Source organism: Streptomyces sp. NPDC101165 (genome assembly GCF_044768135.1).
In the GTDB taxonomy this organism is placed as follows: Bacteria; Actinomycetota; Actinomycetes; order Streptomycetales; family Streptomycetaceae; genus Streptomyces.
Genome location: NZ_JBIWPG010000013.1, coordinates 36,030 through 49,069, shown reverse-complemented (window position 1 = coordinate 49,069; position 13,040 = coordinate 36,030). Strand labels below are relative to the sequence as shown.

Below are 13,040 nucleotides of genomic sequence, written 5' to 3'. Positions count from 1 at the left end.
CAGGCCCTCCCGGCCTGCGGTCCGCGCGCGGGCTGTACGACGAGGCCCTCCCCCGCGCATCAGTAGGCCCCCTGCCCGTAGAGCACTGCACGCAGCGTCTTCCACAAGATCACTGTGTCCAGGGCGAGCGACCAGTCCTCCACGTACCGCAGGTCCAGCCGGACCGCCTCCTCCCACGACAGGTCGCTGCGTCCGCTGATCTGCCACAGGCCGGTGAGTCCGGGCTTGACCAGCAGCCGCCGCCGGATGTCCGGCCCGTACGCAGCGGACTCCTCCGGTAGCGGAGGCCGCGGACCGACGAGCGACATCGATCCGGTGAGTACGTTGAACAGCTGCGGGAGCTCGTCGATCGAGTACCGGCGCAGCACTGCTCCCACCCGGGTCACCCGCGGATCCCGGCGGAGCTTGAACAGCGGGCCGGCGCCCTCGTTGCGGTCGGCCAGCCCGGCACGTGCCCCGTCAGCCCCGACGACCATGGTGCGGAACTTGAGAATGGTGAACTCGCGGCCGTCCTTGCCGACCCTGCGCTGGCGGTAGAACGCCCCACCGCGACTGTCCACCAGCACGAGCAGCCCGACGAACACCATCAGCGGCGCGAACAGCATCAGCAGGATCGCTGCGCCCATCCAGTCGACGACCCCTTTGACCGCCCGGCGCCCCCCGGTGAAGGTCGGCATGCTGACCCGCAGCAGCGGGATCCCGAGCACCGCGTCGACGTGCAGCCGCGGGCCGGCCACCTCCATCAGCACCGGGGCCACGACCATTTCGGCATCGCTGCCCTCAAGGTTCCAGGCCAGTCGCTGCAGCCGGTCCGGCGTCCAGTGCGGGTCCGGTGTGACCGCGACGACGCGGTAGCCGTCGTGGCGGACGTGCTTGGCGACGTCCTCCAAGCGGCCGACGACCGGCACTCCGTCCAGTTCGTCACCGTCGAGCCCTCGACCGTCCGGTGTGCACACCGCCGCCACCTGCCAGCCGATGTGCGGGAACTTGCGGGTTCGGGTGATCAGGTCGCATACGGTGTCCGGGCTTCCGGCAGCGAGCACCGGTCTCAGACACTGCCCTTCCTTCCGCTGTTTGTGCAGACAGAGGCGGAGCAGATACCGCGCGGTCATGGTGACGAGTGCGATCGCGGGGATCGCGACGAAGATCCAGAGCTTGATGTTGCGCGAGGTCAGGGCGATCCCGCCGAGCGCCAGCACGACGGTCGCCGTGAACAGCGAGCGCCCGAGCCGGCGGAACTCCTCGGCGCCCTGGCCGAGTACGGCCGGAGTCCACGCCCGGCTCACCGCGAGCGCACCCAGCACCAGCAGCTCGGTGCCGAAGGCGAGAATTCCCCACTTCTCGTGCCAGTTGGCCGCGTCCCGGGCCCCGAAGAAGTTGCCGATCGCCGCCACCACGAAGGCGGTGGCCACGGTGTCGCTGATGATCACGGTACGGCGGTACCGCTGCTCCCAGTCGATCGTGATTGCACCGTTCTCCAGACGCCCGCGCGCAGACGGAAACGGGCCGACTAGTCCCCCTTGCCGCACAGAACCCCCCAAGGTCCCCAGTGGTTCGACGTGTTCGCCTAGCACTGTTCCTCGCCCCGGGAGGCCCCCGCCCCCGGTGCTGTTCCTCCCCTCGGGAGGCCCCCGCCTCCCGCCGCGCTGTTCCTCCCCGCAGAAGGCCCCCGCCCCCTGCGCATGACATCCCGGCTATTTCAGAGCTACTTGAACAGCCCACCCCGGCGGCAGCGGACTCGCAGGTCCTGCCGGCCTCTCGAGGTGCGCGGGAACCCGTCGAAACCTCGGGCGCTCCCCGCACCCAAGGCCCCCTCCCGGGCTCCAAGAATTGATCACCCCCACGTCTGGCGCCGGGGACGCGACTGGTGGCTTTCCCTGGCGCCGGACCTATAGATCATTTTCTGGTTGCCTCTAGATCATTACTGGTCGCCTCGTGCTCGAACAGCTGAAGCACGGTCAATCTAGACCATCGGGGCCAGTATGAAGAGAGGGAAGTATGTAATTTGTGCTCAAGCTGTGTGGCTGGATCCATCGCTCGGTCACCGCCCACGGGTGCCTTCACGCCATCGCGCTCCGGCAGCTCGCCCGGCCCCCGGGTGCGGCTTCTGCGCGGCGGTCGACCCGGACGACGAGGCGCACGACTTGATCATCTCCGGGTGTACGCCGAGATGTCGGCCCAGTCGGTGGCGAAGGGCTCCTGACGGTCCCTGAGCGTCCGCGGGGGGCCGGTGGCCTCACCGGCTCAATAGCCATGCGCCAGGGCACGCGAGCCACCGGCAGTGATAATAATCAGGTTCCAATTCCGAATGATTTGGTCCCCATTTCAATGCCTGCCGAATTATTGCTGAGGTCGGCTCATTGAGTGGCTTTCCCGGACCGGACCGGCGTGCTGCGGCAGCGTTTCGAACCGGCCTTGTATGTCTTGGGCGTTACCTGAGGCGAGGGAAGGCTGGAGACGATGGTTGAGCGAAGGAAATTCCTCATGGCCGGCGCCATGGGGACTGCGGCCGTGCTTCCGCAGGGTGTACTGGGCGCGCGGACGTATGCGGCGACGGCGCACCCGCCGGCAGGGTGCAAGGATCCCGAGGGGACGCCGAACACCCCTCCGCTGAAGAAGTTCGTCGACCCGCTGCCCAGGCCGGTGGCGGCCGTCCCCGATCCTTCCGTCTATCCGGGCGCCGACTACTACGAGTTCACGATGCGTCAGGGCACGTGGCAGTTCCACCGAGATCTCGGGCCATCACCTGTGTGGGGCTACTGGGCCACGAATCCGCACGACCCTCACAAGCCGATCGGCATGGGCTATCTCGGGCCGACCCTCAACACGACCAGGGACCACCCGACGGTCGTCAAGTACCGCAACGAGCTGCCGACCACCCACATGTTCCAGGAAGTGATCCTGGCGATTCGTAACGGGAACGCCCTGGTCTTTCCGGACCCTCCGCCTCCCTACAAGCCCGTCCAGCCCTTTCCCGAGCACATCGACGTGTGGAACGTCGTACACCAGCACGGCGGTTACACAGCACCACAGTCCGACGGCCTGCCGCTGCAGGCGTTCAGCCCGAAGGGCTTCCACGCCGAGGGCTACACCACCCTGGACCCGGGCCGTGTGAAGTCCAACGAAGCGATCTACGGCTACACCAACCACGACCATTCGTGCATGCTCTGGTATCACGATCACGCCATGGGGATGAGCGCTCTCAACGTCTATGCGGGCCTTGCCGGTCTCTACTTCATTCGTGACCCCGCCGACGAGCGGCTCGGGCTGCCGCGAGGCGAATTCGAGGTCCCCCTCATCCTGCAGGACCGGACCTTCAACGTGGACGGCTCGCTCGCCTACACCATGGTCGACAGGGAAGGTGAGGACACCCCGGTCGTCAACGGGAAGGCCTACCCTTACCTGGACGTCGAACCGCGACGCTACCGGCTGCGCATTCTCAACGCTTCGAACGAGCGCTTCTGGCGGCTGAGGTTCGAGGCTCCCAGAGACGTACTTCTTCAGCCGCAACTGCCGTTCTGGCTGATCGGCACGGACGGCGGCTTCCGTGCTCCGCTACAGATGCTGGACTTCCTGATCAGTCCGGCCGAGCGGTACGACCTGATCGTCGACTTCAGCAAGGTGAAGGGCAGTGAAGTCACCTTGACGAACTACCCGGGAACGCAGGTCCACTTCCCCGGCATCCCCGGTTGCGGACCGGAGATCGCGGACATCATGAGATTCCGGGTCATCAAACCACTGTCCGGAGGTGGGGACAGGTCGACGCCGCCCGAGAAACTCAAGCTGCAGTCGGTCCCGCCCATCAAGCCGAAACCGCACACCCGTCGGCGGGAATGGGTCGTGTACCAGCACAAGCTCTTCAGGACGATGACGTTCAACGCGGTGCCGTACATGGCGCCGTCCCAGGACTTCATCAAGGAGGGCTCGACCGAGATCTGGGAGTACATCAACCCCAACCACGACGCCCACCCGATGCATGTCCACCTCGTCAACTTCCAGGTGCTGAACAGGCAGCCGATCGACGCGGCCCGCTACCAGACGGACTACAACAAGTGGATCTACGGTGGCCGCAAACCGGAGGACCACCCGGTGCTGGCCAACTACTTCACCGGACCACCGATTCCACCGGACCCGGACGAAGCGCTGTCCTACAAGGACACGGTCAAGGCCCCTGCGCAGATGGTGACCAGAATCATCATTCAGGAATTCATCCCGCCGACGGATGAGATCGCGTCGATTCCGGGCAGCGGCGCCACGCTCCCGGCGACGTACATCCACCACTGCCACCTCCTCGAACACGAGGACGACGACCTGATGCGCCCCTGGACGATCGTCAAGGCCGACGGCTGAGAGATTGGCGCCGCCCCTTGCGGGGCGTGAGGGGAAGCGGGAAGTGCCGAGCGACCTGGAGCGTCGGTGTCAGTCCCGACCTGGGAGATCGAGGTGAAGGTACAGTCTTCGGGTTCGCCCACCGTACGTGACAGTGAATGCGCCGAGGTATTCGTGAGCAAGCCCGCGGCCCGAGTGCCTCAGCGACGCAACGCGCGGTCCAACCGGGCGCGCATCCTGGCCACGGCGCGCCAGGAGCTCGGCCGCAACCCCGATGTCACGCTGGAGGAGCTGGCGCGGGCCTCCGGTGTCGTACGACGCACGCTCTTCGGTCACTTTCCCGGGCGCGCGGCGCTGTTGGAGGCGCTCGCCGAGGAGGCCTCCGAAGCTCTCAGGGGCACGCTGGCGGCCGGGGCGGCGCACTTCGGGGCGGACGAGCCGGCCGAGCGGGCCCTCGCGTACTTCGTGTTCTCGATCTGGCCGGTGGGAGACCGCTACCGGTTCCTGCTGGCGCTGGCCCGCCGCGACCTGGGCGCCGAACGCGTGGCCGAGATCCTGGCACCGGCCCGCGCCGAGGGTGCGGCCATCCTCGAACGAGGTCAGCGCGACGGCGTCTTCCACTCCCACCTGCCGCCGGCCGTGCTCAGCGCCGGCCTGGAGGCGATGACGGTCGCGCTGCTGGAGGAGGTCAACAGCGGGGCGCTGGAGGACGACGGGACCCGTACCGCCGTCACCACGCTCATCGCGGCCGGTGTGCCGGAGCGGGAGGCGCGTGCTGTGGTCGCGGAGGTCGCGTCGACGGTGGCCGCGGAGGCCGGTGCCGACTGATCCCTCGGCAACCCGGGGACGGCTGAGAGTGGTCCACCGCCGGTGGTGGCCTCGCGGTCGCGGAGCAGGTCGCCAGGATGCCGGCCGGTGGTCGCCGGCAGTCGGCCTCCTTTGCTATCGCAGGGAGTCCGGGCCGGTGTCGGAGACGAGTTCGGTGAGGCGGCGCAGAAGGGTGACCAGCTGGGTGCGCTCGGCCGGTGTGAACGCCTCGTAGGCCTGGGCCTGACGCTCCCGCAGCCGGGCCCGGAGCGTCGCCACCAGCTCGGCTCCCTTGTCGGTGAGGCTGACCAGGACCCGCCGCTCGTCCTCGGGGGACCGGCGGCGCACCACGATGCCCTTCGTCTCCAGCTGCTGCAGCATGCGGGTGGCGGTCGGGACGCTGACGTCCGCGCTGCTCGCCAGCCGGCCCACCGGGATGTCCTGCTCCGCGGCCAGTGGTTCGAGCAGCGCGACCTGGGCCAGGGAGAGTCCGCCGAAGTGCTCTGCACCCGCCGAACGGGCCCGTCGTACGGCGACGAAGAGGGCGTCGGTCGCCTGTGCGATCTCCTCCGCGCCGACCTCGCCGACGGCGTTCGGCGTGACCTGCTCACCGTTGTGTTTCTTGCTCACGGAGGTGTAACTTACCAGAGTAATAGTTAGCCATCTAAATATTAGGAGGCGAGAGGTCGTGTCCTCTCCGTACCGCATCGACGTCCATCAGCACCTCATCCCGCCGGCCTACCGGGACGCGATGGACCGTCACGGCGTGACGGCCGCCGGCTGGCCCACCCCCGCGTGGGACGCGGACAGCGCGATCGCGATGATGGATCGCCGGTCGATCGCCACCGGCATCCTGTCCCTCAGCTCCCCGGGCACCCACTTCGGTGACGACGCCGAGGCCCGCGCGATCGCCCGCGGGGTCAACGAGTACAGCGCGGAGCTGGCCAAGGACCGACCGGACCGCTTCGGGTTCTTCGCCGCCCTCCCGCTCCCGGACGTGGACGGCGCGGTCGCCGAGGCCGTCCACGCGCTGGACGAACTGCGCGCCGACGGCGTGGTGTTGATGTCCAACGTGCGGGGCCGCTACCTCGGTGACAAACTGTTCGAGCCGCTCTGGGCCGAGCTGGACGCCCGTGCCGCGGTGGTCTTCGTCCATCCCGACGCGCCGCCGATGCCCATGCTGGAGGGCATGCCCAGCCCGCTGCTGGACTTCCCGTTCGACACCACCCGGACCGCGGTGCACATGACGCTGGGCGGCGTGCTGAGCCGGTACACCCGGATGAAGGTGATCCTCTCCCATGCCGGCGGCTTCCTGCCGTACGCGGCCTGGCGGTTCACCGGCGGTGCCCAGTTCAACCCCGGCACCACGCCGATGGGCATCCTGACCGATCTGCAGCGCTTCTACTTCGACACCGCGCTGTCCTCCACGCCGTCCGCCCTGCCCTCGCTGCTCGCGTTCGCCGCCCCCGGGCACATCCTCTACGGCAGCGACTTCCCGTTCGCCCCGCAGGAGGCCGGCACGCTCCTCGACACCATGCTGGACGGCTACGACGGCTTCGAGCCCGGCCAGCTGGACGCGATCAACCGCGGCAGCGCCGAGGTTCTCTTCCCCCGGCTCGCCAGGGACTGATCGGGCACCACCTCGGGCGCGGAGTCCGGTTCCGCGGGAGAGTGTTTTCGCAGCGCTCACGGCCGACGGTGTCGGCAGCGTCGGCCGCGAGCGGCCTCAGAGCCGCGCCGGGCTGCTCGCGGCCATGCGGGTGGCCGCGTCGAAGATCAGACGCGCGTGCAATTCGAACATGGCCACCAGGTCGACGCTGTCGCCGGAGATCTCGCGATGGATGAACAGGCCGTCGGCGCCGGCCACGGCGTAGGTGGTGAGGGTGTGTACGGAGTCCTCGTCCAGGTCCGGGAGGAGGCTCTCGATCATCTCGGCGATCTTCCGCCGGGAGATGTCGCGAACCTGGAGGAACACCGTCCGGCCCCTCGGCTCCGTGGGGCGCCGCTCCAGGGCGAGCATCAGGCCGAGGCGCAGGAAGTCGGGCGCGTCGACGAGTGACCTCGCCACGTTCGCCGCCATGGCGGTGACCCGTTCCAGCGGCGTGCCCGTTTCTTCGCCGGGCAGCTCGACGGCCGTCAGCCAGGTCTCGAAGCTGCGCTCGATGACCGCGGCGATCAGGTCGTCCTTGTCCTTGAAATGCCAGTAGATCGAGCTGGCCGGCAGCCCGCACTTGGCGCTCACCGCCGCGATCGACGTGCCCTCGTACCCCCGCTCGCCCGCGATCTCCACCGCGGCGTCGAGGATCCGCTGCCGCGACTCCACCCCGTTCGCGCGCTTCTTGCGCGTCGTCTGCGGCCTGGTCATCGAGTGTGCCCTTTCTTCCGCCCCCAGCACTTGACCCTATCCCGCACCCGTCCTTACTGTAGCAGCCATTCCAATTGGAGTGACCGCTACAGCAAGAGCCGTGGGCGACAGGGACGACAGTGAGGTGGCCTGGTGACTGAGATCAGCGCCAAGGACAGAGCCCGGAACAGCACGTACGACGTGGCGGTGATCGGGTACGGCCCCACGGGGGTGACCGCAGCGAACCTGCTGGGAGGGATGGGGCTCAGGGTCGTCGTCCTGGAACGCGACGCCGAGATCTTCTCCCGCGCGCGGGCGATCTCCACGGACGAGGAGGTCGTACGGATCTGGCAGCGCACCGGCCTGGCGGAGCGGCTGAAACTGGACATGCTGGCCGAGCGGGCCCTCGACTTCGTCGACGCCCGGGGCCGCACCTTCCTCAGCGCCCACCCCACCCCGCGCGGCCACGGCCATCCGCCGCAGATGTTCATCTACCAGCCGGCGCTCGAGCAGGTCCTGCGCGACGGAGTCGACCGCTGTCCGAACGTCGAGGTGCTCCTGCGCCACGAGTGCCTGCGCCTGCGCCAGGACGGCGACGGCGTGGAGCTGACGGCCCTGTCCACCGTCGACGACTCCGTACGACGCCTGCGCGCCACCTACGTGATCGCCGCGGACGGCGGCTCCAGCCTCGCCCGCGCCCAGCTGAACGTCGGCTACGAGGGGCGGACGTACGAGGACCGCTGGGTGGTCATCGACACCAAGATGCTGAAGCCGTGGCCCGACCACGACCGGCTGCGCTTCCGCTGCGATCCCGCGCGGCCGGCCGTGGACTGCCCGACGCCGCTCGGCCACCACCGCTGGGAGTTCCCGATCCTGGCCGGGGACGACGAGAAGCGCCTGACCACCGACGACGCGATCTACGCGATGGTGTCCCGGTACGGCATCGGCCGGGACCAGATCAAGATCCTGCGGGCCACCGTCTACAGCCATCACGTCCGTTTCGCGGCCCGCTTCCGGGTGGGGCGGGTCTTCCTCGCGGGTGACGCCGCCCACGCCATGCCGCCGTGGATCGGCCAGGGCATGGCCGCCGGGGTGCGGGACGTGGCCAACCTGTGCTGGAAGCTGGACGCGGTGCTGCGCGGCGAGCTGCCCGAGTCGGTGCTCGACAGCTACGAGGCCGAGCGCAGGCCGCACGTCAAGGAGGTCACCAAGCGGGCGGTGTTCGTCGGCCGGATCATCACCGAGCGGCGCCGCGCGATCACGGGTGTCCGTGACACCGTGCTTCCCGTCCTGAAGCGGGCGCCGCGCTTCGCCGACCGGCTGCAGGACTCGAACTGGATACCCGTCGCCCACTACGCCGACGGCCTGCAGGCCCGCCCCCGCAGCAAGGCGTCCGGCCACCAGATACCGCAGCCCTGGGTGACCGGCCCCGACGGCAACCGGGTCCGGCTGGACGACGTGCTCGGCGGCCGCTGGCTGCTGCTGCACGGCGGACTGCCCGCGCCCCAGCCCGCCTGGGAGCGCCCCGGCGTCCCCTCGCTCACCGTCACGCCCGCCGGATCCCGCCCCGCCGAGGGCACGGTCGTCGACAGCGACGGCGTTCTGCTGCGCTGGATGAAGGAGCACCGGGTGACCACCCTCGCCCTGCGCCCCGACGCCTACGTCTACGCCGCCGCACCCGCCGGTGCCCAGCTGCCGCCTCCGCCGGCCGGGTTCGCGCCCACCGCCCGGCCGGCCACCGTCTCAGCCCAGTGAGGACCATCATGACCACACAGACCGAACCGCCGACGATGCGGGAATCCCTGCTCGACGTGGCCGGCAAGAAAATCTTCGTCACCGAGACCGGTGAGGGTCCGGCCGTGCTGCTCCTGCACGGCGGCGGCCCCGGCGCCTCGGGCGTCTCCAACTACGCCCGCAACATCGGCCCGTTGGCGAAGGAGTACCGGGTCATCGTCCCCGACCTGCCCGGCTACGGCCGCAGCACCAAGGGCATCGACGGCGCCGACCCGTTCGGCTGCCTCGCGGACGGGATCCGTGGTGTGCTCGACCGACTCGGCCTGGACAAGGCCCACTTGGTCGGCAACTCCTACGGCGGCGCGTGCGCTCTGCGCCTCGCGCTGGACACCCCCGACCGGGTCGACCGCATGGTCCTGATGGGCCCCGGTGGCGTCGGCACCACCCGTGCCCTGCCCACCGCGGGTCTCAACAGTCTGCTCAACTACTACTCCGGGGACGGTCCTTCGCGGCCGAAGCTGGAGAGGTTCATCCGCAACCACCTCGTCTTCAACGCCGCCGACGTGCCCGAGAGCGTCATCGAGGAGCGTTTCCGGGCGAGCATCGACCCCGAGGTCGTCGCGGCCCCGCCGCTGCGGCGGCCCTCCGGTCCGAACGCCCTGCGCACCATGTGGAGGATGGACTTCACCCGGGACCAGCGCCTGGCCCGGCTGCCCGTGCCGACCCTGGTGCTGTGGGGTGCCGACGACAAGGTCAACCGGCCGTCCGGCGGCCGCATGCTGGCGGAGCGCATGCCCAACTGCGATCTGTACGAGGTCGCCAACACCGGGCACTGGGTGCAGTTCGAACGCGCCGAGCTGTTCAACCGGCTGTGCGCCGACTTCCTGGCAGGCCGCCGATGAACACCACCGCTTCCGTCTTCGGCGCCGTCCACCTCGGCTACCTCGTCATCGAGACCAACCGCTTCACGGACTGGCGCCGCTTCGGCACCGACGCCATAGGCATGCACCACGAAGACCTCTCCCGCGACCTCATGCGCTTCCGCCTCGACGACCAGGACTGCCGGTTCCTGATCCGGCGCGGCCCGGCCGAGGACGTCGTGGCCACCGGCTGGCACGTCGACGACCACGGCAGCTTCGAGCAGATCGAGGCCCGTGTCCGGGCCCACGGCGTCCCCTGCGTCGAGGGCAGCGCCGAGGAGGCCGCCCTGCGCGGCGTCGAACGCCTCCTGCGTTTCCCGGGGCCCAAGGGCATCACCCAGGAGATCTACACCGCCCCGGTGAAGTCGGGGGAGCCGCTGCGCATGCTGGCCTCCGGCTTCGTCACCGGCGACTCCGGCATGGGGCACATCGCGCTCACGTCCACCAAACCGGCCCTGCTCCGTGGCTACTTCGACACGGTCTTCGACGCCCGTCTCACCGACTACATCGACGAGACCATCAGCGGCGTCAAACTCAAGATCCGCTTCCTGCGCGTCAACGAACGGCACCACTCCATCGCGATCGCCGCCGTCCGCGGTCTGCCGATCGACCCGATCCGCACCCGCGTCCAGCACCTCAACGTCCAGGTGTCCACCCTCGACGACGTGGCACGCAGCTACGAGCGCGTCTGCGAACTCGGCTTCGACATGGCCCTCTCCGTCGGCCGGCACACCAACGACAAGGAGCTGTCCTACTACGCACGCACCCCCTCGGGCTTCGAGTGGGAGGTCGGCTGGAACCCCGTCGTCGTCGACGAGTCCACCTGGGAGCCCAGCACCCACCAGGGCATCAGCATCTGGGGCCACACCCCGGTCGGCCGGACCATCGTCGACAAGCTCGACCAGTTCCGCTTCGGGGCCCGCTCCCTCGCCCGCCCGGAGAAGACCGTCCCCGCCCTCAGCGGCGCCGGTATCCCCGACGACTGAGGGCCGGCGACGCGCACCTCACGGCTCGTGGTGTGTGCCGGTGCGCCCTTCGGCCGCCTCCACGAGAACCGCCAGTTCCTCCAGCGTGGCGGCCTGGAAGATCGTCCGCATCGGGATCACGACGTCGAACTCCTTGCGGATTCTCCGGGCCAGCAGCGTGGCCAGGACCGAATGACCGCCGAGCTGGAAGAAGTTGTCGTCGGGCCGTGCCTCCGGGACCGCGAGGATCTGCTTGACGAGGTCGTACAGGTCCGTGCCGGCGAAGGCCGCGGTTTCCGGCACGGGCGGGTTGGCGTCGGCCTCGCGGAGGGCCGTGCGGTCGACCTTGCCGTTGGGGGTGGTGGGAAAGCGGTCGAGGACGATGACGGTGTACGGCACCATGTGCTCCGGCAACGACCTGGCCACGTACTCCCGTAACTCCGCGCCGGTGGCCTCCGCTCCCGCCGACGTGCTCACGTAGCCCACGATCCGCGCGGTCGCGAGATCGCCCTCCACCACGACACAGGCGAGGTCCACGGCGGGATGCGCGGCCAGCCGGGTCTCGATCTCGCCCAGTTCGATGCGGAAGCCACGGAGTTTCACCTGGTCGTCCGCCCGGCCCGCGAAGAACAGCTCTCCGTCCGCGCGACGCCGGCCCCGGTCGCCCGAGCGGTACATCCGGCTGCCCGGCGGACCGGCCGGGTCGGCCACGAACCGCGCGGCGGTCAGCCCGGCCTGGTTCAGATACCCGCGTGCCAGTCCCGGCCCCGCCAGGTAGAGCTCGCCCTCGTCGTCCGGACCGGCCTCGGCCAGCCGCTCGTCGAGGATGTGCACGGTGCTGCCGGGGAACGTCCGGCCGATGCTGATGTCGTCGGGTCCGGTGATCCGCCCGATGGAGATGCCGACGGTGACCTCGGTGGGGCCGTAGCCGTTGAGCAGGGACCTGCCCTCGGCCCAGGTCCGCACGAGGGACGGGGAGAGGGCGTCACCGGTGGAGACGAGTGTCCCGCCGGGCAGGACGCCGTCGGCTTCGGTGACGCTGAGCGCCACCGGGGGCAGTGTGGCGTGCGTGACCTTGTTCTCGGTCATCGTCTCCCGCAGCGGCTGGCCGGGCAGCAGGTCGTCGGCCGGTGCCATCACGAGTGCCGCACCGGACAGCAGGGCCAGTGAGATGTCCCAGAAGGCGGCGTCGAAGCTGATCGACGCCCACTGCAGAACGCGGTCGCCCGGGCCCGCCCCGATCTGCTCGGTCTGGCTCGCCACCAGGCCGGCGACGCCACGGTGCGTCACCGCGACGCCCTTGGGCCGGCCCGTCGACCCCGAGGTGTAGACGACGTACATCAGGTGGTCGACGCGCAGCTCGGCGAGGCGCTCCCGATCGGACACGTCGTGGTCGGCGTGCGCCTCGCGCTCCGCGCGGAACGCGGGGTCGTCGAGGACGACCTCCGGCACGCTGTCGTCCGGCAGCATGAGTGCCGTGTGCTCCGCCGCGCGGATCAGCAGCACCGGCCGCGCGTCGGCCACCATGTGCGCCAGCCGCTCCACCGGATACGCCGGGTCGAGCGCGAGGTAGGCGCCGCCCGCCTTGAGTACCGCGAGGAGCACCGTGATCAGGTCGGCGGACCGGGGCACGGAGACGGCGACCACCGAGTCCGGTCCCACGCCACGGGCGATCAGGTACCGTGCCAGCCGGTTGGCCGCGGAGTTGAGAGCCGTGTAGCCGACGGCCTTGCCCTCGAACAGGATGGCGGTGTCGTCCCCCGCCTCGGCGGCGACGGCCTCGAAAAGCCGGGGGACGGTGTGCTTTGCATCGCCCATTTCGCGTCCATTCAGTGATGCATTGAAACGACGACGATTTTTCCTGGCGCTCATGCTTCCCCATCATGATGGCCTGCCAGGGCGGTGAGCCGCCCCGTTGAATGAGAGGTGACAGATTCTGAC

At 69.4% G+C, this 13,040-nt stretch carries 10 protein-coding genes; 6 read left to right on the top strand and 4 right to left on the bottom strand.

Annotated elements, in window-relative coordinates; translation table 11 throughout:
• Positions 1-59: 59 nt before the first annotated feature.
• Positions 60-1,529: a sugar transferase gene (locus tag ACIRVH_RS27355; protein WP_403958104.1), complete on the bottom strand. Its 1,470-nt coding sequence runs from the start codon at positions 1,527-1,529 to the stop codon at positions 60-62.
• A gap of 955 nt (positions 1,530-2,484) precedes the next feature.
• On the opposite strand from ACIRVH_RS27355, the gene ACIRVH_RS27350 reads away from it, so the two are divergent.
• Entirely contained in the window at positions 2,485-4,350 is a 1,866-nt protein-coding gene (locus tag ACIRVH_RS27350) for a multicopper oxidase family protein (protein ID WP_403958101.1), read from the top strand.
• 153 nt (positions 4,351-4,503) lie between these two features.
• Positions 4,504-5,157 carry a TetR family transcriptional regulator gene (locus tag ACIRVH_RS27345; RefSeq protein ID WP_403958099.1) on the top strand — a complete coding sequence of 218 codons (654 nt, stop codon included), beginning with the start codon at positions 4,504-4,506 and terminating at the stop codon, positions 5,155-5,157.
• 114 nt (positions 5,158-5,271) lie between these two features.
• Here ACIRVH_RS27345 and ACIRVH_RS27340 read toward each other — a convergent pair whose 3' ends face one another.
• A complete protein-coding gene (locus ACIRVH_RS27340; RefSeq protein WP_403958096.1) occupies positions 5,272-5,766 on the bottom strand; it encodes a MarR family winged helix-turn-helix transcriptional regulator in 495 nt (164 codons plus the stop codon).
• 58 nt (positions 5,767-5,824) lie between these two features.
• Between ACIRVH_RS27340 and ACIRVH_RS27335 the strand changes: the two genes are divergently transcribed.
• Positions 5,825-6,766, top strand: coding sequence for an amidohydrolase family protein (locus ACIRVH_RS27335; protein ID WP_403958093.1), 942 nt, complete (start codon positions 5,825-5,827; stop codon positions 6,764-6,766).
• A 96-nt stretch (positions 6,767-6,862) separates the two neighbouring features.
• On the opposite strand, the gene ACIRVH_RS27330 is transcribed toward ACIRVH_RS27335, so the two are convergent.
• Positions 6,863-7,501 carry a TetR family transcriptional regulator gene (locus ACIRVH_RS27330; RefSeq protein WP_403958089.1) on the bottom strand — a complete coding sequence of 213 codons (639 nt, stop codon included), beginning with the start codon at positions 7,499-7,501 and terminating at the stop codon, positions 6,863-6,865.
• 132 nt (positions 7,502-7,633) lie between these two features.
• Here ACIRVH_RS27330 and ACIRVH_RS27325 point away from each other — a divergent pair, with 132 nt between their 5' ends.
• Genes ACIRVH_RS27325 through ACIRVH_RS27315 form a run of 3 tightly spaced genes read left to right on the top strand, consistent with a single transcriptional unit; the run spans position 7,634 to position 11,120 of the window.
• The gene (locus ACIRVH_RS27325) at positions 7,634-9,235 is read left to right on the top strand and encodes a bifunctional 3-(3-hydroxy-phenyl)propionate/3-hydroxycinnamic acid hydroxylase (protein ID WP_403958086.1); all 1,602 of its coding nucleotides are present in this window, start codon (positions 7,634-7,636) and stop codon (positions 9,233-9,235) included.
• 8 nt (positions 9,236-9,243) lie between these two features.
• Positions 9,244-10,116 (top strand): alpha/beta fold hydrolase, encoded by an 873-nt coding sequence (locus tag ACIRVH_RS27320; protein ID WP_403958084.1) that lies wholly within the window; start codon positions 9,244-9,246, stop codon positions 10,114-10,116.
• Positions 10,113-11,120 (top strand): VOC family protein, encoded by a 1,008-nt coding sequence (locus ACIRVH_RS27315; RefSeq protein ID WP_403958081.1) that lies wholly within the window; start codon positions 10,113-10,115, stop codon positions 11,118-11,120. The genes ACIRVH_RS27320 and ACIRVH_RS27315 overlap by 4 nt, the downstream gene beginning before the upstream one ends.
• An 18-nt stretch (positions 11,121-11,138) precedes the next feature.
• On the opposite strand, the gene ACIRVH_RS27310 is transcribed toward ACIRVH_RS27315, so the two are convergent.
• Entirely contained in the window at positions 11,139-12,917 is a 1,779-nt protein-coding gene (locus ACIRVH_RS27310; protein ID WP_403958078.1) for a non-ribosomal peptide synthetase, read from the bottom strand.
• Positions 12,918-13,040 lie beyond the last annotated feature (123 nt).

Coding starts and splice junctions, on each gene's coding strand:
- ACIRVH_RS27350 (WP_403958101.1), top strand. CDS start 2,485: ATGGCCGGCGCCATGGGGACTGCGGCCGTGCTTCCGCAGGGTGTACTG.
- ACIRVH_RS27330 (WP_403958089.1), bottom strand. CDS start 7,501: ATGACCAGGCCGCAGACGACGCGCAAGAAGCGCGCGAACGGGGTGGAG.
- ACIRVH_RS27320 (WP_403958084.1), top strand. CDS start 9,244: ATGACCACACAGACCGAACCGCCGACGATGCGGGAATCCCTGCTCGAC.
- ACIRVH_RS27315 (WP_403958081.1), top strand. CDS start 10,113: ATGAACACCACCGCTTCCGTCTTCGGCGCCGTCCACCTCGGCTACCTC.
- ACIRVH_RS27310 (WP_403958078.1), bottom strand. CDS start 12,917: ATGGGCGATGCAAAGCACACCGTCCCCCGGCTTTTCGAGGCCGTCGCC.